The following is a 22009-nucleotide window of genomic DNA, read 5'->3' on the forward strand; positions in this document are numbered from 1 at the left end:
TTCACCTGAGGCGTGACGGTCTCCTGCAGCAGCGACAGTACGATCCCGTCGAAATGAACATGCTCCAGCAGTTCGAATCCGCGCAATCATCTAGCTGTTCTCGACGAGGCGGGCAACGACGATCGGGTGTCGCATGGCAGTTCCCCTTTCCGGGCGGCCTCGGCTTACCTGCGGACAGCGAAGCGATCGCGTCAACGCCGGCGCCGTGCGGTCACCGTTCGCGCACGCCACGCGCCCCTCAGGATGATGCGAGACGGTATCAGTCCCGGGCGGCCGGGCACGAACGCTCTCCAAGCCGCACTGAGTAGTCTATTGCGGGCGCCCGTCGGCCCGATTGATCCAGGTCAATCGACGCCGCCAGACGGAGCCCGCTGGCCAGCGAGGCGAAATCGGTGCGGGCCTTTCTGTGTTCGAGGCGACACGGCAGGTCCGGGTTCGACGAGAAGTGCCTGCCGAACGCTACGAGATCCGCATCGCCGGATGCGACGATGGCTTCCGCGCTTTCGCCGTCGAAGCCGCCCGCCGCGATGATCGGCCCGCAGAAGTGCTCGCGGAGGTAAAGTTGGCGCTTACGCCATATGTCCGCGCGGCGTTCCGGGGCGGCGACGAAAAGCACTATTCGGATTTCCCCGCTTATCAATCGAATTCCGTCGCGGAAGCCACGATGTAATTTCCCCAGTGCTCCCCCATCAATCGATCCAGGAGGTAGTGATGTCACGGACTGTCAGGTTTGCCGAGGCCGGTGCGCCCGTGGTGCTTCGATTCGTCGATGAATCGGTCCGCGCCCCCGGCCGCGGTGAAGTTCGCATCAATGTGAAAGCAATCGGTCTGAATCGCGCGGAAGCGATGTGGCGCATCGACCAGTACATCGAGCCCGTTCGCTTTCCGGCCGGGCTCGGGTACGAGGCGGCCGGCATTGTCGATGCCGTGGGCGAGGGCGTCGCCGGTTTCGCACCCGGCGACGAGGTCAATGTGATCCCGTCGTTCTCGATGAACCAGTACTTCACCTACGGCGAAGTCGTCATCGTGCCGGACTATGCGCTCGTCAGGCATCCGAAATCGCTTTCCTTCGCCGAGGCCGCGTCGGTGTGGATGATGTTCGTCACCGCATATGGCGCGCTGATCGAAGATGCGAAGGTGGGCGCCGGCGATTATGTGGTCGTACCGGCCGCTTCGAGCAGCGTTGGCCTGGCGGCGATCCAGCTGGCGAATTACGCGGGAGCGACGTCGATCGCGCTCACGCGTCACGCAGGCAAAAGACAGCAGTTGCTCGACGCGGGCGCCGCCCACGTGGTCGTGACGGACGAGTCGGACCTCGTCGACGAGATCATGCGGATCACGGATGGAAAAGGGGCGCGCGTCGCTTTCGATCCGGTCGGCGGCCCGAACTTCGCGAAACTGATCTCGGCGCTGTCGTTCCAGGGGATCGCGTATCTGTACGGCGCGCTCGACGAGCGTGCCACGACGCTGCCGGTGCTACCGATGATAGCCAGAATGATTTCCGTGAAGGCGCACAACATCTGGCTGACGAGCGGCGACGCGACGCGCCGACAGGCCGCGGTGGAGTTCGTGCTCAAGGGACTCGAAAGCGGCGCACTCAAGCCGGTCATCGATCGCACCTTCAAGTTCGACGAGATCGTCGACGCGCACCGTTACCTGGAGACCAATGGGCAGTTCGGCAAGATCGTGGTCACGATGTAGCGCGCGCACCGGCATGGCCCTGAGCATGGCTAGGCCGGAAAGCCGTCGGCGGTGCTAGCAGACTTGCCGTGCCGGTCCGGCACGAAATCGATGCCGTCCTGCCTGCATATGCGGCGCACCGCGCGCCGAGCGGTCATCAGGCCGGACGGCAGGCCGCCGCCCGGCATCACCCACTGGCCGATCATCAGGAACCGCCGCAGCCCGGGCAACGCCGACGGCAAGGGTCGCAAGCCCGTCTGCGGCGTGAGCAGCCAGCCTTCCATGCTGCCGTGCCAGTTGCGGGTAAAGCGGACCACGGTGGCCGGCGTCGAGACGTCGACCACTTCTATCGCGGCGCGCACACCGGGCGTGCGCTCGTCGAAAATCGCGATCACGCTGTTCGCCACGCGGCGCTTTTCCGCTTCATATCGCTGCGGGTCGTGCTCGCTCAAGCGCGCCCAATACTCGACGTTGCGCGTCGGCAGCGTGCACGTCACGGCGGTCTTGCCCGCGGGGGCGAACGTCGGATCGTAGTGGAACAACCGAAAAGCAACCTGATGCAGCACGGTTTGCGGGTCGATAGTTAGCGGCTCGTCGAGCAGCCGCATCACGTACCCGCATTGCTGCGAAAGATCGCGCGCGACACCGAGGCTCACCTGCAGGAACGAAGGGAAGGGCTGGTACGTGCGATAGGCGTGGGCGATGCGCTGTCCGACGTACCGGCCGTCGAGCAGATCGTAGACGGTCGAGTGTCCGTCGGCGGCGGACACGACCCAGTCAGCGTCGATGCGCTCGCCGTCGTCGAGTTGCACGCCGATTGCCGTGTCGTTTTCCACGAGAACCCGCTTGACGCTGGCACCGGTGCGCAACACGCCGCCAAGGTGCTTCAGGTTCTCGGTGATCGGCTCGATCACCGCCTGCGAGCCGCCTGCCGGATAACCGGCGTTGCGATTGCTGACCCACGCGAGCGCGAAAACGAGCGCTACCATCGCAAGCTGCGCGTTGTCTCCTTCACCGAAAAAGCCTCGCAGCAGCGGGTCGTTGAAGCGGTGGCCGTAGGCTTCGCAACTGATACGCGAGAGGCTTTGCAGAAGCGGCATATGAGGAATCATTTGCAGCCCTGTCGCGAGGCGTTCCCGCCAGTCGCTGCTCAATGACGGCAGCGGGCAGCGGCTCAGGCTGCGCACGGCATGCACGAAGTGGCGGATCTGCGTCTCCTCGCGCGGGGCATGCCGCAGCAGTTCCGCTTCGAGCCGCTCCAGATTCGAGTAGATGGACAGGCTCTCGCCTTGTTCGCTTTCTACGCGCACCCATTCTTCCGGATAGACGAAGTGCAGGCGGTCGATGTCGAACACTTCGCGCCATAGCGCGTGCATGGGGTCATCCGGATTCGAGCCGAGCAGCCAGTGCAGACAGGCCTCGAACGTATAGCCGCCGCGCCGCCAACTGGTGGCGAGACCGCCGGGACGCTCGCCTTGTTCGAGCACGGTGACGTCGTACCCGCACTTGCGCGCATAGACCGCCGCGCACAGTCCGGCAATGCCGGCGCCGAAGATGACGACTTTTCGGGGGACGGAATTCATGGTTGCGACTCCAGCGCGATGAACGGAGCGTATGACGCGCGTTTCGACGCGTGCGGAGCGTACGGGAAGGCGCCGGACTTGTCGCAACGCGCGGCATACGCGTTGACTAATCTGCCGCACGAGGCGGCGCAACTGTTGATTTGCATCAAGTGCGCTGCAAGCGGCATCTTTATCAGGCGCAGCAATACGGTGGCCCCGCAAGATTCGAGTTTCGCGAGCAATCTGTAGCCCTCGAACAAAGTTGATTTGCATCAAAAAGGCGGTCGATCGCTTGCGTATCTTAAGTTGCAGGTAGTAGCGGGTAAGCGCGCATCGTGTCTAGCCGACACTTTCTGCCGGTTGAGGGGCGCGATGACGTATCAGTTTCATGACAGAACTCATGCCGGCGGGAGAGATCATGGATAAGGCCGTGTCACGCAAAACAGCGGGCGACAAAAGCGCATCTTCGGCTCAGTATCGAACGCCGGAAGAGAGGGCCGCGCAAGGCCGCACCATACGCGATTCGATTCCCCGGTCGTCCCAGGCCGGTTGGAAATCTCCCGCACAGCGCAAGAGTCCAATCGAACTGCTCGAAATCTCCAACGAAGGTCGTCTTCAGAGTTTGATCCCGCTGCGCTTCGGTCGAATGGCGGCGTCGCCGTTTGCGTTCTATCGCGGCGCGGCCGCCGTGATGGCGGCCGATCTGGCGACCACGCCCACCAGCGGTCTGTTCGTACAGGCATGCGGCGACGCACACCTGATGAACTTCGGCGGCTTTGCGACGCCGGAGCGCAATGTGATCTTCGACATCAACGACCTGGATGAGACGCTGCCCGCCCCGTTCGAATGGGATCTGAAACGGCTCGCGGCAAGCGTCGTGATCGCGGCGGAGCATCTGGAATTGCCGCGTAGCGACACGACGCGCATCATCATCGACCTCGTGCGCGAATACCGTGAGCGCATGCATGACTATGCGTTCATGCGTGTACTCGATGTCTGGTACGAAAAAATCGACCTGCAAAAGTATGAGGATCGCTCGGGAGACCCGGCCATCATCGAAGCCGCGCGCAAGCGGATCGCGCAGAGAATCGAAGTGGAGCGACGCAAGACCGTTCCCGATCATCTGTATCCGAAGCTGGTCTCGGAGGAGGGCGCTCAGCCTCGAATCAAGGATGAGCCCCCGCTGATCTTCCATCCAACTGAAGAAATGGCACCCGGTCTCGCGAAGGGTTATGCGGAAGCGATCGCGACCTATCGTGAGAGCCTCGACGAACACGTGCGCGTCGTATTCGACCGGTTTCATTTCGTCGATATGGCGATCAAGGTGGTCGGCGTCGGCAGTGTCGGCACGATGTGCGGCGTGGGTCTGTTCATGGCGGGCGACAACGATCCGCTGTTCCTGCAAGTCAAGGAAGCCAAGGCGTCGGTGCTCGAGCCTTATGCGGGCAAGAGCCGGCATCCGAATCACGGTCAACGGGTGATCGCCGGCCAGCGCATCATGCAGTCGGCCAGCGACGTCTTTCTCGGCTGGACTCGTGGGCAGAACGGCCGCGATTTTTATGTCCGGCAGCTCCGCGACATGAAAATCTCCGTGCTGATCGAAGCGCTCGATCTGGGCATGCTCCGGCAGTACGCGCGCATGTGCGCCCACGCGCTTGCCCGCGCGCACGCGCGTTCCGGCGACGCGGCGATGATCGCCGGCTACATGGGATCGGGCCAGACCTTCGACGATGCGATCACCGAGTTCGCGACGGATTACAGCTCCCAGAACAGACAGGATTATCGCGAGTTCATTCGTGCGATTCGCGAGGGCCGCATCCAGGCGACGACCGAGGAATAGGCGCGCCGGCGGCGCGGGCAGCACGCTGGGGGGTCGCGTGGGCTACGCCCGGTCGCTGCATGCGGTGTGGGACTCACCGGGCTCGCAAGTCGTGCGGGCTCGGTGGCCGTATTTTTTGCTGGAGAATCGACGTGATCCGCTGGTACCTTCGGGCCGCGCAGAGCAATGCGCGGCGGCTATCCGGAGCGCTTGCGCTGCTTTGCTCGTTGACCGCGGGCGCGGCCATTCATCAGAATCCTGATAGTTCGTTACGTGAGAATGCGCCGAGCGTGTCCTCTTCAGCGTGGTTCGGCGGTCCGGATCTGAGCGACGCGCTGGACCAGTTCGGCATCGCGCGCGGCTCGACGAAAGCGGGCATCGTGGCTTCATGGTTGAAGAAGATCGAGCAAGACCCAGCCGTCGCGCAGCGCATCCCCGGTGGCGTTCGTGAGCTCGAACAGATGTTTCTCGATGAGGGAAAACGCGAGGCGCTGATGTCGAGCGGACTCGCGCGTCTGACACCCGCGGACCGGCTGACCTATCTGCAATTGTTCACGCACTTGCTCGACGAATTCGTTCCCGTCAACTGCTTTGGCCTCGTCGATATCAATGAGGTGATGAATCGGATCACGCTTGCCCAGATGTCTGACGCGGATGCAGAACTCTATCTGCGGCTCATTTATAAGGTTCTGGTCAGTAGTGCGTCGGGCGGCCCGGTTCGGTTGCCAACGCGGCAGCAATATTCAGAGGCAGTCGAGGTGCTGTCGAGCAAGATCGTGATCGAACTGGATGCCGATCCGGTCAACCTCGACCGGTATCAGTCGTATTCGGCGCATCCGGAGTCTTCCACCCCGTCCGACGTGTGCTGGACTACGAGGGTGACGCTGCACGCGATCGAAAGAATGCCCGAACCGGAACGGGACTTCATTCTGATGCCCGCCATCATGAATTCGGACGCGGCATCACTCGCGAGCCCTGACGGGACCAATCCGGCGATGACGCCGCTTCCTTGGCGGGGCGGACGAGTCGAACCCGCGATGCCTTGAAGGAGTGCGCATCGCGGCGGTCGATAGGCCCGCGATCAGCGCACCTGGCATATGGGGCTGAGGTATTGCAACACTGCCGAACAAGGAGAGCTATGCGACGTTGGCCTGCTTGCCCCCGCAGTACGGTATCTACTGCTTTCTGGTGGGCGGGTTCTTCCACGCGCTGCTTGACTCCTCGCGTCAACTGGCCATCGGTCCGACTTCTGCGATTTCGATGCTCGTCGGCTTGAGCGTCGCGGACATGGCTGGAGGGATCTGGAGCAGCAGGTCGGCGAACTGGGGCGCCGCAGAGATCGAGTGCGCTGCCACCGGGACGCATGGCGATGCGATGGCGAAGGATTCAATCCGTGCGCCGTAAAGCGCTCAGTAATGCAATTGATCTGCATCAATTGGGCCTCGTGTTCCGATGCTTTAATCAAGTTGCGTAGAGGAGTAGCGATCATGATCCCGCGTTCCGTCAAGACCCCGACAATACCGATTCCGTTTCATAAGATGCTGAAGGTGGTCGCGGTCGTCGATCCGCATGATGAGGCAACCAAAGAGCTGCTCGATCACATCGCTCTCGCGGGCATGCAGGTCGAGGTGACGCACGATCCGGTCCGCGATCTGAACGAGGATGCGGACGTTGGCGCGTATATCGTCGGCATCGACGGGAACCGCATGGAGGGCGCACGTCAGCTGGCGGCGGGCGTCCGCGGGTTAGGCTTTCATACGCCTCTGTGGGCACTGGCCAACACGCATCGCATCTCCGAGCTCGTCGTTGCGGGCGGACTCGGCGAAGTCGACGGCTACATCTACCTCGGCCAGCAAACCCCCGCGTTTTACGCGAAGCAGATCGTTGCCAGCTTCGTGAAGTACGGCATGAGCCTTCTGCCGCCATTCTTCGGCGGGCTCGTCGCCTACGATGGCGAAGCCAATATCGCGTTCGACTGCCCGGGACATCAGGGAGGGCAGTTTTATCGGAAGTCGCCGGCGGGACAGCTGTTCTTCAAGTATTTCGGTGAAAGCATTTTCCGTAACGATCTGTGCAACGCGGATGTCGATCTCGGCGACCTGCTGATTCACGAAGGCCCGGCTGCCGATGCCGAGCGTCATGCAGCCGAAGTGTTCGGCGCGGACCAGACCTATTTCGTGCTCAACGGCACCAGCACGTCGAACAAGATCGTCACGGGTGCGGTGCTGCGACGCGGCGACCTCGTGCTGTTCGACCGGAACAACCACAAGTCGGTGCATCAGGGCGCGCTGGTGCAGGCGGGCGCCATTCCCGTGTTCCTGCCGACCGCGCGCAATCCGTTCGGAATGATCGGCGCGGTCGACTGGGAAGCATGGGATGAAGATTGGCTGCGCAGGCAGATCCGCTCGAACCCGCTAGTGAAGGATCCCGAGCGCAGCAGGGCGGAGCGGCCGTTCCGTCTCGCATGCATCCAGCTCGCCACCTATGACGGCACGATCTACAACGTGCGCAAGGTGCTGGAGAAAATCGGCCACCTGTGCGACTACGTGCTGTGGGACGAGGCATGGATCGGCTACAACGCGTTTCACCCGCTGTTCGAAGATCACAGTCCGATGCGGATCAGGCAACTGACGCCGCAGATGCCGGGATTGTTCTCGACACAATCGGTGCACAAGCAGGGCGCGGGGTTTTCGCAAGCGTCGCAGATTCACAAGCGCGACGGACATATTCGCGGCCAGAAACGCTTCATCGAGCACCGGCGGTTCAATGAGTCATTCCTGATCCACGCCAGTACCTCTCCGTTCTATCCGCTGTTCGCCTCCCTCGATGTGAATGCGAAGGTTCATGAAGGCAAGGCGGGCGAGATGTTGTGGGACGGTTGCATCGCACTGGGAATCGAGGCGCGCAAGAAGATCCGTGAATTCGTTCATTACTATGCGGCAACCGGAAAGAGCCGCGAGGAACAGTGGTTCTTCGATCCGTTCGTGCCCGATGTCGTCACGGTCCGCAATTCGAGCTTCACGACGGACGTCGAGAACGTCGCATGGGAGTCGTTACCGACCGACGTGATCAAGCGCGAGCAGCAATGCTGGGCGTTCAAGCCCGAAGCGCGCTGGCACGGCTATGCAGGCTACGCCGAAGGCTATGCGATGGTGGACCCGAACAAGCTCACGCTGCTGACGCCGGGAATCGACCGAGCGACGGGAGAGTATCTCGACTTCGGCGTACCGGCGACCGTGGTCGCGAACTATCTGCGCGAGGAAGGGATCGTGCCGGAGAAATGCGACCTGAACAGCGTGCTGTTCCTGATGACGCCGGCCGAGGACGAAAGCAAGCTGAATTCGCTGATCGCGAGGCTCGTCAGGTTCAAGAATCTGTGGGATCGCGATGCGCCGCTGGCGGACGTGCTGCCGAGCTTGTGCGCAGCGCACGGCGCGCGCTATGCGGACTACTCGCTGCGCCAGGTGTGCAACGAGATGCACGGCTTTTATCGTGAAGCCAACGTGAAGGAACTGCAGCGGCTCTGCTTCCGGGCGACGAGTTTCCCTGAACTCGCGATGCCGCCCGAGGCCGCCTACGAGTCTCTGGTCGCGAACGACGTCGAGTATGTGCCGCTCGATCAGGCGCGCGGGCGCATTTCCGCCACGCTGGCGCTGATCTATCCACCGGGTATCGGGGTCGTGCTGCCCGGTGAGCGCTGGGACGAACGCGCGCAGCCGATGCTCGATTACTTCATGGCTTTCCAGGAATCGTTCAACCGCTTCCCGGGCTTCAACTACGAAGTACAGGGCGTTTTCCAGGAGCGGGAAAACGGCCGTATTCGCTTTTACACCTACGTAGTCCGCGAATAGGCGGACGTGAACGGGTTACCGTTGGGGAGGAAATCATGGCGGAACAACCCAAAAAGATGAATGTCGTGCAACTGACGTTCATCGTGACAGTCAACATGATGGGCTCGGGCATCATCATGCTGCCGACCAATATGGCAAAGGTGGGGGCGATCTCCCTGCTGTCGTGGCTGATAACGGCCGTCGGGTCGCTGGCGATCGCTTACGGTTTCGCGGAAGCGGGACTGCTCAATCAGCGCCCGGGCGGGATGGCCGCCTATGCCGAAGAAGGCTACGGCAAGGACGGCTACTTCCAGGTGTTCTTCCTGTATTTCCTGTCGATTGCGATCGCGAACGTGGCGGTGGCGAGCTCGGCGCTCGGCTATCTGGCGGCGTTCTTTCCTGTACTCACGTCCTCGCCGATTGCCACCTGTGTCGGTGTGATAGCACTGCTATGGCTCACCACCGTCGCCAACTTCGGGGGGCCGAAATTGACGGGGCGTATCGGCAGCGTCACCGTGTGGGGCGTGATCCTGCCCGTCGGCTTCATCTCGTTCGCAGGCTGGTTCTGGTTTCATGGCGGAACGTTTGCCGCAGCCTGGAACCCCAAGGGAGTCAGCCTCGCCGAGGGCATGGGCTCGAGCATTTCGCTGACGCTGTGGGCATTTCTCGGGATGGAGTCGGCCGTCCAGAACTCGTCGGCCGTCGAGAACCCGAAGCGCGATGTCCCGCTCGCATGCATGTTCGGCACGCTGGGTGCGGCGGTGATCTACATCCTGTCCACCGCGGCGATCCAGGGGATCGTGCCGAATGCCGACCTGGCCGCGTCGACCGGTCCGTTCGGTCTCGCTTTTGCGCGGATGTTCAACCCGACGATCGGTTCGATCGTGATGGCGCTGGCGGCGCTGGCCTGCGTGGGCTCGCTGCTCGGTTGGCAGTTCACGTTGGCGCAAACGGCCAAGGATGCCGCCGACACCAAAATGTTCCCGGGCGTTTTCGGCAAGGCGAACCGGATGGGCGCGCCGATCGCGGGCATGGTCATCATGGGCATCGTGCAGTCGCTGATGGCGCTGTCCACGATCTCGCCGAACCTCAGCGAGCAGTTCGCCGCGCTGGTCAATCTGGCGGTCGTGACGAATGTGCTGCCGTACATCATTTCGCTGTCGGCGCTGTTCGTGATGATGCGCAACGCCGCTACGCCGCCCGCGAAATACCGCGTCAATGCGGCTGTCACGGTTGTCGCGCTGGTCTACTCCGTCTATGCGATCTACGCTTCCGGCAAGGATGCGGTGCTCGGCGGCATGCTGGTCATGGCGATCGGCTACGTGATCTATGGCTTCATGGCCTTCCGCTTTGCCTCGGTGACTTCCGCCGGGCGCGCGGGCGCGGCCTCCGCGGCGGCGGTGCTGGCACTCGCCCTGATGGTGCTGGCGGGTTTGCTGCCGCCGCCCGCGCATGCGGATGAGCCGGCACCGACTGGGGCGTTGGCCAGAATCAAACAGTCCGGTGCGATCAATCTGGGCTATTTCGACGGTGGACAACCATTTTCGTACAAGGACGCGAACGGCCGGCCCACCGGCTACACCATCGCGCTGTGCCAGAAGATCGCCGACCAGGTCAAGACCGACCTCGGGCTCGCCGCACTGCGCGTGAACTGGGTAGCGATCCCGTTCGACGACCGTATGCGCGCGATCCAGGACCACCGCATCGACCTGTTGTGCGGCAGCGCCGAAACGCTCACCGCCAGGCAGGCGATGTCGTTCTCGATTCCGGTGTATCCCGGCGGTATTGGCGCGATGCTGCGCTCGGATGCACCGGCCGGACTCAAGGAGGTCCTGTCGGGCGTAAGCCCCTCGCACCCGACCTGGCGGGCGGCGCCCGCGCAACTGCTGTCGCGGCAAACCGTTTCCGTGGTCGCGGATTCGCCCGCGCAACGCTGGCTCGGCGACAAGCTCGCGCAGTTGCAGATCCCGGCGGCCGTGGTCCCCGTTCCCGATGTCGAGTCAGGCTTGCGCAAGGTTCTCGACCGGCAGTCGAACGTCCTGTTCGCCGAACGCTCGCTGCTGCTCGCAGTCGCGAGCAGCAGCCCCGCATCGGGCAACCTGACGGTGCTGGATCGCCGCTTCACCTATTTGCCCGTCGCAATAGGTGTCCCGCGCGGAGACGACGATATGCGGCTGCTCGCGGACCGGACGTTGAGCCGGCTCTTTTCATCGGCGGAGTTCTTCGCGATGTACGCCAAATGGTTCGGCGAGCCCGACGCCGAGACACGCAACTTCTTCCGTCTGAGCACGCTGCCCGAGTGACGTGAGGCAAGTCCAGCGGAATGGCGAGACCGGCATATACAGCGCCTGAGCGTTGCCGATTCCGCTCAGGGCTCTCCATTCATTTACTGACGGGTGAATTCGATGCTTACCAGGACGACTTCTGAACGAGCGTCGTCGAGGCAATTGCTCGACGTACTGATCCGCGCCGGATTGATCGCGGTGCTGTGTGTGCTGTGCTTCCGGATTCTCGTGCCGTTCATGAATCTGCTGATATGGTCGCTGATTCTTGCCATCACGCTCTATCCGCTGCAGGCACGGCTGCGCGAGCGGATTCCGAACCGTGAAGGGCTGATCGCGATGCTGATTATCGGCGCCGCCTTCGTCGTCATCCTGGTGCCGACCTACCTGCTGGGCGTCGCGGTGGCCGACTCGATCGAACACGTGATGGCCGTGTTCCGGTCCGGCAATTTCCGGATTCCGCCGCCGGATGAGTCGGTGGCGAGGTGGCCTCTGCTGGGCGAACGCGTGTACGAGTTCTGGCAACAGGCCTCGACCGACCTGACGGGCGTCGCGCACCGATTCGCTCCTCAACTGAAGGAAACCGGTCTGGCTGTTCTGGGCATGGTGACCGGCCTCGGCGCGGGGCTGCTGATCTTCTTCGTCGCCCTCGTCGTGGCAGGTATTTTGATGGCGCACGGCGAGCATGGTCGCGTCAGCGCGGTACAGATCGCCGCACGCATTTCGGGGCCGGAAAATGGCCAGCGAATCACCGATCTTTGCACCACCACCATTCGTGCCGTGGCGCAGGGCGTGGTTGGCATTGCGTTCATCCAGACCTTGCTGATCGGCATCGGCTTCGTGCTGATGGGTGTGCCCGCCGCGGGTTTGCTCGCGCTGGCCGTGCTGCTGCTGGGCATCATGCAACTGCCCGCCACCCTGATCACGGTTCCCGTGATCGCTTTCATGATCGTCACGAAAGGCATCGGTACCTCCGTGATCGTTTATTCGGTCTATCTGATCGTCGCGGGGTTGGTCGACAACGTTCTCAAACCGCTGCTGCTCGGCCGAGGTGTTGCCGTACCGATGCCGGTCGTGCTGATCGGCGCGCTCGGCGGCATGGTCTCGGGCGGTGTGATCGGCCTGTTCATCGGTCCCGTGATGCTCGCGGTCGGGTATCAGCTGTTCTGGCGGTGGGTTAGAGACCAGCCGGGCACCGCGTTGCCCGGCGCGCACACTGATTCGGCGGCTAGCGATGCAGTCGTCGCCGGCAACGGCGGGCAAGTCGAAGCGAAGTAGTGCGAGCGAAGTAGTGTGGTGCCGCGCCTTCTCTGCGCCCTTCTCTGCGCCTGCGCGTGCTGGCCAGCGCCCCGGTTAGCGGCGAGACGCTAGCGGCAAGCGGCAAGCGGCAAGCGGCAAGCGGCAAGCGGCAAGCGGTTACCGATAGCGGATACCAGGCGTCGACGTGCTCACACACGTGCCGCCCCGCCGTTCTGCAATGGCCTGGATGTCGGCGAGGGAGCCGATGACCGCATCCTTGCCCGTCTTGCGCGCGAATTCGATTGCCGCCTGGACTTTGGGCCCCATCGAGCCACTGGCGAAACCGAGCTTCTCCAGTTCGTCCGGGTGCGCCTGTGCGATCGCTTTCTGGTCCGGCTTCCCCCAGTTCACGTAAGCCGCATCGACATCGGTCGCCACGATCAACATGTCCGCACCCAGTTCCCACGCAAGCAGTGCCGAGCACAGATCCTTGTCGATCACCGCCTCGATGCCGGTCAGCTTCCGGTTCTCGTCGTAGCAGGTGGGAATACCGCCGCCGCCCGCGCAGATGACGATCGTGCCACGTTCGAGCAGCCACCGGATCGGGCGGATCTCAAAGATGCGACTGGGCCGCGGGCTCGCGACGACCCGACGGAAATGCACGCCGTCGGGCGCGATGCTCCAGCCTCGTTCCCGGGCGAGGCGCTCGGCTTCTTCCTTCGAATAAACCGGACCGATCGGTTTGCTGGGCCGCTCGAAGGCGGGGTCGTGCGGATCGACCTCGACCTGGGTCAGGATCGTTGCGAACGGTACTTCGACCGGTAACAGGTTGCCGAGCTCCTGCTCGATCAGATAGCCGATCATGCCTTCCGTCTGCGCGCCGAGCACGTCGAGCGGATAGGCCTCGACTTCCTTATAGGCGGCGCTCTGGAGTGCCAGCAGCCCGACCTGTGGACCATTGCCGTGCGCAATCACAATTTCATTGCCGGGCACGATCAGCGCGATCTGACTAACGGCGAGCCGGACGTTGTCGCGCTGGCATTCCGCCGTCATCGGCTGACCGCGCCGCAGCAGCGCATTACCGCCTAACGCAATGACGATACGCATGATGCACACCTCCCGATGCACGTCAGATTACAGGTGACCCAGGCGTCGTCTCCCGGACCGTACCGGCTCGCCACGGCGTCATGACCGGGCTGTCGCGGCTGCTCAGATGTCGGCAAGCGTCGAGACGAGGATTGCCTTGATCGTGTGCATGCGGTTTTCCGCCTGCTCGAAAGCAATACACAAAGGCGATTCGAAGACTTCGTCGGTCACTTCGATTCCGTTCGCCAGCGCCGGATAGTTTTCGGCGATCTGCTTGCCGACCACCGTCTCGCTATTGTGAAACGCGGGCAGGCAGTGCATGAACTTTGCGTGCGGGTTATGCGTGGCCTTCATCAGGTCCATGTTGACCTGATACGGCAGAAGCTGTTGAATGCGCTCGCCCCAGGCTTCCACCGGCTCGCCCATCGAGACCCACACGTCCGTGTGCACGAAATCGACACCGTCGACGGCGGCTTTCGGGTCTTCGGTCAGCGTGATGCGCGCACCGCTTTCGGCGCCTATCCGCTGGCACGTTTCGACGTATTCCGCGCTCGGCCACAGCGATTTCGGCGCGCCGATGCGCACGTCCATGCCGAGCTTCGCGCCGATCAGAAGCAGCGAATTGCCCATGTTGTTGCGAGCGTCGCCGAGATACGCATAACGGATTTCCGGCAGCGGCTTGTCGCTGTGCTCACGCATGGTCAGCACGTCGGCGAGCATCTGGGTCGGGTGATATTCGTCGGTCAGGCCGTTGAACACGGGGACGCCCGCGAATTTGGCCAGTTCCTCGACGATGTCCTGATGGAACCCCCGGTACTCGATCGCGTCGTACATGCGTCCCAGCACGCGGGCCGTGTCTTTCATGCTTTCCTTGTGGCCGATCTGGGAGGAATGGGGATCGATGTAGGTGACGTTGGCGCCCTGGTCGTACGCGGCGACTTCGAATGCGCAGCGTGTGCGGGTCGATGTCTTCTCGAAGATCAGAGCAATGTTGACACCTTTCAGATGCTGCTGTTCAGTGCCTGTGTACTTCGCACGCTTCAGATCGCGCGACAGGTCGAGCAGGTAGCGAAGCTCCCGATTGGTGTGATGCATCAGACTCAGCAGGCTTCGGTTGCGCAGATTGAAAGCCATGGTGTTCTCCGTCTCGGTCGGTTCGACGACGGCGCGCCTGTGGCGGCCGTGGCCGCAAAATCAATACTCGATGGGGTCGCGCACGATCGGGCAGGTCATGCAATGTCCGCCGCCGCGCCCGCGCCCCAGTTCGCCCGCGGTGATCGTGATCACCTCGACGCCCGCCTTGCGTAGCAACGTGTTCGTGTAGGTGTTGCGGTCATAGCCTACGACCACGCCGGGCTCGAGGCAGACGAGGTTGTTGCCGTCGTCCCACTGCTCGCGCTCGGCTGCGAAGCTGTTGCCGCCGGTTTCCACCACGCGTAGTTTGGGCAGTCCGAGCGCCTCGCCGACGACGTCCGTAAACGGCTTGTCCTCACGCCGGATATTCAGTTTCATCGCATTGGAGTCGTCGGGTCGCAGTGAGAATGCGACGATCTCCTTGACGACCTCCGGGAATACCGTGACGAGATCGCGGTCGCAGAACGTGAAGACCGTGTCGAGATGCATCGCCGCGCGCGACTTCGGCATGCCCGCCACGATGATGCGCTCGACAGCGCCCTTGGCGAAAAGGCTCTGGGCCAGTTCGCCGATAGCCTGCCTCGAGGTGCGCTCGCCCATGCCGACGAGCAGCACGCCGTTGCCGATCGGCATCACGTCGCCGCCTTCGAGCGTAGCGAGGCCATGATCACGGTCAGGATCGCCGTACCAGACTTCGAATTCCTGAGCTTCGAAGTCCGGGTGGAAGCGGTAGATCGCCGTGGTCAGCAAGGTCTCCTGGCGACGGGCCGGCCAGTACATCGGGTTGAGGCTGACGCCGCCATAGATCCAGCAGGTGGTGTCGCGGGTGAACAACGTGTTCGGCAGCGGCGGCAGCACGAAGCTGGAGTGTCCGAGATACTCGCGGAACATCTTGAGGGTATGGGTCTCTTCGGTGTCGGGAATATCCTCCGCCACGACGCCGCCGATCAGAAACTCAGCCTGTTGGCGAGGCTCGAGACCTTCCATCCACGCCCGAACCTCGCCGGAGAGCCCGACACCAACGGTATCGGGACGGATCTTGCGGTCGAGGATCCATTTCAGCGCCTGCGGGTCACGTACCGTTTCGGTCAGCAGATTGTGCATTTCCAGCACTTCGACGTCGCGCTCGCGCATCTTCGAGACGAAGTCGAAATGGTCGCGTTTGGCCTGGCTCAGCCAGATGACGTCATCGAACAGGAGCTCGTCGCAATTGCTCGGCGTCAGACGCTGATGCGCAAGACCCGGCGAGCACACCATCACCTTGCGGAGCTTGCCCGCCTCCGAATGAACCCCAAACTTTGAAGTCTTCGCATTCATCATCTGTCTCCTCGAATCGCAACACCCGCATACCTTCTCGGCGCGATTTCAGCATATGCCTCGCCGTGCGCTGCCGATTGACCTGAATCAAAGTCTCGCCGCGAGGCAAAAGCGCCGTGTGGGATCGGGCACTGAACATATCGAAGCACCGCGTCGATATCTTTCCGGCTGGCTTCAGTTGAACCAGCGATACTGAAGCGCCAGCGAAATCGCCTTGTAGTTGCCGCCCGCCCTGACGAGGAGTCCATTCGATACGGCCAGTTTCGCCGACCAGCCTCGGGTGACGGGTATCGCAAGCGTGACGCCATAGCGGGTGTTGTTCTGCCGGTCGTCGTTGCCAATGCCGTTGACGGTGGTCGCGCCGCCGGCATAAAACCCCGCGTCGAACGCTATCCACAAGCCCGGACGGAACGTATAACCGGCATGCAGTTGCAGCGCGCCGAGCGGTGCCTGGCTACGTTGCCTATTGCCGAGAAAGGCGTCGTTGTCCATGAATAGCCACACGCCGACGGTGGCTTCGAGAAACCAGTTGCCGACGGGCTGGGAGATGCCGACCTCGGGCTTGAATGCCCAGCGGTTGGTGCCGATGTTGACCAGGTGCGCGGGTTCGTATTGTCCCGTGGGTGCCACGACCGTCAGGCTCGCGCCGACGATCGTCCCCGGGACGCGGCGCGCGAACTCCTCCGGCGTCATGGCACGGCCGCCCAGCAGATCGACAGCAAGCCTGAGGCGCACGTCACCGAGCCCGGCGCGGTGCACCTGAGTCGGCGCATCCAGCACGTCGCCCGACACATCGCCGAAGACGAACGGTGCAGCCACTCCGAACTGCACCGCATATCCGGCGAGGTCGAAAACGTGGACGTATCCGAGCGACACGGCATTGATATTCGCGTGGATGTTGGTGACGGGCAGGGAAGGATCGGTGAGAACCTGTCCGCTCAGCCACGAATACGCGAGGCCGATGAAGTTCGTGCCCACCGGGGCGGGCGAGTACGCGCGTGGCTCGAGTTCCTGGGCTGACACTCGCGATATGCACAGCAGAAGCATTGCGCCGATGAATAGCGAGCAGCACGTTCGCACGTGCGTCGAACGCGGCACCAGGCAACAGAGTCGCGCACGGAACTGCGCGGAGGATGGATGCACGGTTAACTGGTATTGGACGTTGACTGTTCCGCTTTGGTGGCCGTACTGCTCCTATACCACGCGCCGCCGAGCCCCTGCGTGTCCGGGACGCGTGCAAGTTCTCTGTCACTTTCGTAAGTGTGACCGTCGACGATCTGGGTATCCAGCAAACCGAGTTCACACCGCAGTGCATCATGGCGAGAGACAGGCAAAGTCAGGATCAGATTCTCGATCATTGCCCGCAAGCGCCTTTCGATCTGCAGGCTGCCCGCACCACAATGACGTATTTCCCTGAAGCTAATATGCACGTAGTCTTCCCAGTCGGGTGTGCGGAACAGCACACGCGTGTTGCCCGCGGGGTCCTTCACTTCGCGATTCGCCAGCGACTGCTTGCCAACCATACGAAGCAGCCTGTGCAATTGGTCCAATGCGAGCACCGCGGTCGTCGGATCATTGATGGCCGGAGAAAGCGCTTTCAGCGCGATATCGACCTCGATGCGAAAAGCGAACATCGGGTCCTGTTCCATCGTTCGTTCGGTGCCGAGCGCGATCAGATTCTGAAGTCGCCGGGCGTCGACCGCCTGATGATTCCCATGCAGGTAGAAGAGGGGCTCATCGGTGGCGAGGAAATCGCCTATCTGTACGGCAAACTCGATCACGCAGCCGGCAACCGTTGCCTCCCGCAGAAGCGCTTTCAGGTTGGCAGCCAGCACGACACCCGATTTTCCGTCGTAGTACACGACGGCAGCGGCGCTGAACATGAACGGCGGCGACATGTGCACCGTGTCCGGACTGCTTGCGGACCGACTGGGGATTCGCTCGTCTGGCTCGGGGTGCGGGTAGATGCTTTCGATGACGGCGAAGCCATGTTCCGCGATGCGCCCGACGAGGGCGACGGGGCGCAGCAAACGTGCGGAATAGTCAATCAGCACGATGAAGGCGATCAGTGATCCGAGCCCGACGATGTTCGCAATCAATACCTGCAATTGCGGCACGAGGTGCGTTTGCCCGATTTCGGTCATCGTCCGATGTGTCCAGAGCAGCGAAAAGACCAATAGCCCGACGATCCAGCGGATCACGTTGTCGCGGAGCAGGGTGGTCGCGATGATACGAGGGGTGTACTGTCCGCCCGCGATCTGAATGGCAACGAGCAATGAGCCGAAGGTAAATACCAGACACGACAGATTGAGGGTAAACACGCGGTCGAGAATGGCATGCGCCTCTTCCATGCTGACATCGAGGAAGCCATGCCGCAGATCATATCCGCCACGCAGGGCAAGCCAGCGGACAATGAATTCCGACGCCCGATTCAACGCGAGCGCCGCCAGCAGAGAAATGATAGGCACAACCCAAAGCGCCGATCTGACATAGCTGCTCAGACTGTATCGCCGATTCCATGCCATGGTGGTTCCTCCGGTCGTTGGCTGGCACGATCGATCTTTCCGCCGCAACTTGCCGTTTCCACTACGCACGGACAGACAATCGCACAGGCATCGTGCTCGGCACCATCGTAAATGCAGAAACCTCTCGCATGCGTTCGCGAGCGCGCTCCATCATGTCCCGCACGTACCGGTGAACCTCGATCAACGCGCGCTCGACCCTGCGGTCGCGAGGCACCCGAACATATCGCCAGTACGGGAACGGTGCATTGACTCGGTTCATCAACATGGGGAAGATCAGCGCCAGGTGTTCCTGAATGACGCCGCGGTCCCTTTCCAGGGTTCTCGGATCCTCGCCGAAGGCCAGCGCACTGGTGACGTCCACCGTGTAGCGTTTGAGCTCCTCAGACGCGCGGCGGCGCACCCAGCGAGGCCGCCACCAATGACGATGACGTCGAAACTGTCGTTACTGCGCGCGTGCTGCTTTGGCGCTTCACCGTCGCACTGCATCGTGCTGTTCACGATAGGACCTCGCGACCGCGGAAAACAGGTTCACTCAGTATAGGCGGAGCTTGTGGTACGAACTATCGACGTTTGGGCGACGCATCTCGCGAGAGCGGGGGATCGACGCAGCCCGATTCCCGACCGATAGCCGCACTCAGGACACCACATCGGCCAATGGCCGCCTCGGCGCATGATCGACGTGCGGGCCGCGGCCGACGCGAAGCAGAAGCTGCGGATACGCATCCGTGCGCAGCAGCGTCTGGAGCCGCTCGCGCAGCGGGTCCACTTCGATTGGCTGGTTCAGGTAGGAAGCGGTCAATCCCGCCGATGCCGCGACCAGCAGCATCCGTTCGAGCGCTTGTCCCGCGGCCAGCCACGCCTCGCGGTCGTCGCGCATCGTGGCGATGCCGACCATCAGCGGCGAGCCCTGTACGAGGCGACCGTTGGTGGCGGGCTGTCCCGCGCCCACATCGAAGACCCGCACGGCTAGGCTGACAAGCGGCGCCGCGAAATCGAGCAGCGTGCCGACAGCGGTACCGTAAGCGGGCATGCCATCGTCGCGTCGCCGCGGATGGATCCAGCTGGCGAGCTCGCGCCTGAAACGCGGGTCCATGAACTGCGCGTGATCCGCCTCGGCGATCAGTTTCGCGAGCGCCTCGCGCCCGGTCTGTTGCTCCACGCAGAAGGCAATTGCGCCCTCTTCGTCGCAGGCGTCGCCGAGCTTGCGTTGCAGTTCCGGCGTAACAGCTTCATCGACGAATGGTGCACGCGTCGTTACGCGCGCGGTCAGCGCGTCGAATAGATCGTGCAGGGGCGGATTGCGTGGCCCGTCGCGCGACACGCGCACGAGCGCCACGATGTCGGGATCGGCCTCCGATGGAAACAGCGTGATCGCATAAGCGAGTCCGAGACGGCACAGCGCCACGCGAAGATTGAACAACGCCGCGCCGCAGCTCATCAGAAGTTCGCGATCGAACGGATCGACCACGGGAAGCGCGCGCATGCGGTCGGCGCAGATCTGCACGGTCTCGCCGTCGACGATGAAGCGCCACGGTTGCGTATTGTGATTCGACGGCGCGAGTACCGCATAGTGCAGCGCAAAGCGCAACTGCTGTTCTATTGGCGTGGAAGCGGCGAAGTGCGGTTCGCCGATTTCCCACGCGTCATGCCGCACGACATCGTTCATTTCGAACTCTCCTGTCGGATCGTGGCCGCAAGCACGCGGTTCGTGTCGTTATCGTGTCACCGGGCGCCGTGGCGGGTTTGAGGCAGGTCAATGTTTCGGATGCTCCCGTGCGTGCAGACCTCGGCGAGCCCTGGCGCGTCTTCGATGCGGAGCAGGCGCGGAGAGGGAAGGGCTACAGGTCGTTTTCGTCGTCGCCTTTGAGGCCTTAGCGGTTTGTGAATTGTTGGCGAGGCGCTCGATTGCGGTCGCGAGGTAGAGGTCGTTGAGCAGGGCTAGCCGCGGAACTGCGGAACCGATGCGATGCGGCGAAGCGCTTCAGCGCACGAGTGGGCTCGCGGGTTGATGCGCGCGGCTGCACTGCAATCCGCGAGCATTCGGCACGCGAGCCGAAAGCGAAAGGCGTGGAGTCCTCGCGATAGCGACTCAGGCGTCGCGTGAGTGTGTATCGCGCCCCACGCCGCGTCCCACGCCCGCGTCCGCACCGTGCCGCACCGATCGTTCGGCGCGGCAACCCGTCAATGCGCCATCAGCACGGGCACCGTCATCGATTCGAGCATCGTCCGCGTGACGCCGCCCCACACACGCTCACGTGCCCGAGAATGGCCATACGCGCCCATCACGAGCAGATCGGCGTGCAGATCCGATACCCTGTTCAGCAACGTCGCACCGGTGCCGGCGGTGCCGAGGCGCGGCGTCGTCGAGAACGACGCGCGCACGCCATGCGCTTCGAGCCACGCCGCGACGTCGATCGCACCGGGTCCGGCTTCATGGTCGTGCTTGGGCTTGACGACATCGACGCCGACGAAGCGCGCCCGCTGGAGCAACGGCATCGCGTCGGCGATCGCTCGCGAGGCTTCGCGGCTGCCGTCCCACGCGATCAACACGTTCTCACCGAGCGTCGGCACGGTGCCCGCGCGCGGGATCACGAGTGCGGGACGCCCCGCACCGAGCACCACCTCGCCGACGAAATTCCGCTCCACGTAGCTGGCGGGATCTTGCGGGTCGGGCTGCCCGAGCACCAGCAGGTCGGTGTGCCGTGCGTGAAGCGTGGTCACATCGACCGGCGAGCCCTCGGGTGCGCGCCATTCCGCTGCCCGGCCGGCGCGCTCGGCCGCGGCGAGAAATGCCCGCTGCGCCATCTTGCGGCGATCGGCGGTCAGCGCGGTGAGTTGGGCAACGAAACGGTCGTCGGTGCCGAACAGAGGTCTCGAGATGCCTTCGGACACGGCATACAGACCGATCAGATGTGCATCCCAACGCTGCGCAAGCTCGAGCGCGAGCTCGACGCGTGCGTCGCAGCGGCGGCTGTCGTCGATGTGAACGAGCAGGGTCTTGTAGCTCATGTCAGCTCCTTTTCGGCGGAGGCCGGGATGGAATGGTCGACAGTCTCGACGCCGGCGTGTGCCGGGATCATCAGGACCGGGCAGCGGGCGCCGCGCAGCACGCGCTCGGCGACGCTGCCGAGCATCAGCCGTTGAACCCCGCGGCGGCCGTGCGTGCCCATCACGATGAGGTCGGTGCGCCATTCGAGCGCCGCCGCGACGATGCGCTTCGCGACGTCTTCACCAGGAATCGAGGCTGCCACCGTGCGTGGCGTGCCCTTGACGCCGCGTGCCGCCAGCCGGCTTTGCGCATCGGCCACGATCCGCTTGCCCTCTTCGATGAAGGCGTTCTGGATCGCGCACGGATCGAAGCCGGGCGCATCGTACGCGATGATCGGCACGTCGATCACATGGAGCGGCGTCAGCTCGGCGCCGGATTCGGCGGCGAGGGTCAACGCGGCATCGAAGGCACGTGAGGCGGTATTGCTGCCGTCGAGGGCGACGAGTATGCGGTGAAACATGAGGTCTCCTTGAGCGCGAACTTCAA

Annotated in this window: 17 protein-coding genes and 2 pseudogenes; 8 read left to right on the top strand and 11 right to left on the bottom strand. The window is 63.0% G+C overall.

Annotated features, from left to right (window positions below):
- Positions 1 to 373 precede the first annotated feature (373 nt).
- Positions 374 to 559, bottom strand: a pseudogene (locus EVC45_RS47050) (alkene reductase); the annotation flags it as partial.
- A 152-nt stretch (positions 560 to 711) separates the two neighbouring features.
- On the opposite strand from EVC45_RS47050, the gene EVC45_RS32145 reads away from it, so the two are divergent.
- Positions 712 to 1701 (top strand): zinc-dependent alcohol dehydrogenase family protein, encoded by a 990-nt coding sequence (locus tag EVC45_RS32145; RefSeq protein WP_129962197.1) that lies wholly within the window; start codon positions 712 to 714, stop codon positions 1699 to 1701.
- 29 nt (positions 1702 to 1730) lie between these two features.
- Here EVC45_RS32145 and EVC45_RS32150 read toward each other — a convergent pair whose 3' ends face one another.
- Positions 1731 to 3263, bottom strand: a complete 1533-nt coding sequence (locus EVC45_RS32150) for an NAD(P)/FAD-dependent oxidoreductase (RefSeq protein WP_129962198.1) — start codon at positions 3261 to 3263, stop codon at positions 1731 to 1733.
- Between the two features lie 397 nt (positions 3264 to 3660).
- Here EVC45_RS32150 and EVC45_RS32155 point away from each other — a divergent pair, with 397 nt between their 5' ends.
- From EVC45_RS32155 to EVC45_RS32185, 7 genes and pseudogenes are all read left to right on the top strand, one after another.
- Positions 3661 to 5082, top strand: coding sequence for a DUF2252 domain-containing protein (locus EVC45_RS32155; RefSeq protein ID WP_129962199.1), 1422 nt, complete (start codon positions 3661 to 3663; stop codon positions 5080 to 5082).
- Positions 4973 to 5323 carry an alpha/beta hydrolase gene (locus tag EVC45_RS48015; protein ID WP_129962200.1) on the top strand — a complete coding sequence of 117 codons (351 nt, stop codon included), beginning with the start codon at positions 4973 to 4975 and terminating at the stop codon, positions 5321 to 5323. Before EVC45_RS32155 ends, EVC45_RS48015 begins: the two co-directional genes overlap by 110 nt.
- Positions 5214 to 6107: a hypothetical protein gene (locus tag EVC45_RS32165; RefSeq protein ID WP_248295336.1), complete on the top strand. Its 894-nt coding sequence runs from the start codon at positions 5214 to 5216 to the stop codon at positions 6105 to 6107. Before EVC45_RS48015 ends, EVC45_RS32165 begins: the two co-directional genes overlap by 110 nt.
- A gap of 73 nt (positions 6108 to 6180) precedes the next feature.
- Positions 6181 to 6381 (top strand): annotated as a pseudogene (locus tag EVC45_RS32170) (SulP family inorganic anion transporter); the annotation flags it as partial.
- Between the two features lie 167 nt (positions 6382 to 6548).
- Positions 6549 to 8912 carry an ornithine decarboxylase gene (gene speC, locus EVC45_RS32175; protein WP_129962202.1) on the top strand — a complete coding sequence of 788 codons (2364 nt, stop codon included), beginning with the start codon at positions 6549 to 6551 and terminating at the stop codon, positions 8910 to 8912.
- 35 nt (positions 8913 to 8947) lie between these two features.
- A complete protein-coding gene (gene potE / locus EVC45_RS32180) occupies positions 8948 to 11194 on the top strand; it encodes a putrescine-ornithine antiporter (protein WP_129962203.1) in 2247 nt (748 codons plus the stop codon).
- Between the two features lie 102 nt (positions 11195 to 11296).
- On the top strand, positions 11297 to 12451 hold the full coding sequence (locus EVC45_RS32185; RefSeq protein WP_129962204.1) for an AI-2E family transporter: 1155 nt from the start codon (positions 11297 to 11299) through the stop codon (positions 12449 to 12451).
- Between the two features lie 138 nt (positions 12452 to 12589).
- Here EVC45_RS32185 and arcC read toward each other — a convergent pair whose 3' ends face one another.
- The 9 genes from arcC to EVC45_RS32230 all read right to left on the bottom strand — a co-directional run bounded on the left by arcC (position 12590) and on the right by EVC45_RS32230 (position 21983).
- The gene (arcC, locus tag EVC45_RS32190) at positions 12590 to 13519 is read right to left on the bottom strand and encodes a carbamate kinase (protein ID WP_129962205.1); all 930 of its coding nucleotides are present in this window, start codon (positions 13517 to 13519) and stop codon (positions 12590 to 12592) included.
- Positions 13520 to 13621: 102 nt separating this feature from the next.
- The gene (locus EVC45_RS32195; RefSeq protein ID WP_129962206.1) at positions 13622 to 14632 is read right to left on the bottom strand and encodes an ornithine carbamoyltransferase; all 1011 of its coding nucleotides are present in this window, start codon (positions 14630 to 14632) and stop codon (positions 13622 to 13624) included.
- 60 nt (positions 14633 to 14692) lie between these two features.
- On the bottom strand, positions 14693 to 15952 hold the full coding sequence (arcA, locus tag EVC45_RS32200; RefSeq protein WP_211193509.1) for an arginine deiminase: 1260 nt from the start codon (positions 15950 to 15952) through the stop codon (positions 14693 to 14695).
- Positions 15953 to 16123: 171 nt separating this feature from the next.
- A complete protein-coding gene (locus EVC45_RS32205) occupies positions 16124 to 16972 on the bottom strand; it encodes a transporter (RefSeq protein ID WP_306770810.1) in 849 nt (282 codons plus the stop codon).
- A 122-nt stretch (positions 16973 to 17094) separates the two neighbouring features.
- Positions 17095 to 18474 (bottom strand): DUF2254 domain-containing protein, encoded by a 1380-nt coding sequence (locus EVC45_RS32210; RefSeq protein WP_129962208.1) that lies wholly within the window; start codon positions 18472 to 18474, stop codon positions 17095 to 17097.
- 61 nt (positions 18475 to 18535) lie between these two features.
- Complete coding sequence (locus EVC45_RS32215; RefSeq protein ID WP_248295337.1) at positions 18536 to 18835, bottom strand: hypothetical protein; 300 nt, start codon at positions 18833 to 18835, stop codon at positions 18536 to 18538.
- A gap of 273 nt (positions 18836 to 19108) precedes the next feature.
- Complete coding sequence (locus EVC45_RS32220) at positions 19109 to 20140, bottom strand: nitroreductase family protein (protein ID WP_129962209.1); 1032 nt, start codon at positions 20138 to 20140, stop codon at positions 19109 to 19111.
- Between the two features lie 515 nt (positions 20141 to 20655).
- A complete protein-coding gene (locus EVC45_RS32225) occupies positions 20656 to 21483 on the bottom strand; it encodes a universal stress protein (protein ID WP_129962210.1) in 828 nt (275 codons plus the stop codon).
- Positions 21480 to 21983 carry a universal stress protein gene (locus tag EVC45_RS32230; protein WP_129962211.1) on the bottom strand — a complete coding sequence of 168 codons (504 nt, stop codon included), beginning with the start codon at positions 21981 to 21983 and terminating at the stop codon, positions 21480 to 21482. Before EVC45_RS32230 ends, EVC45_RS32225 begins: the two co-directional genes overlap by 4 nt.
- Positions 21984 to 22009: the final 26 nt, after the last annotated feature.

Origin of the sequence: Paraburkholderia sp. UYCP14C (assembly GCF_004197395.1) — a bacterium.
Lineage (GTDB): Bacteria > Pseudomonadota > Gammaproteobacteria > Burkholderiales > Burkholderiaceae > Paraburkholderia.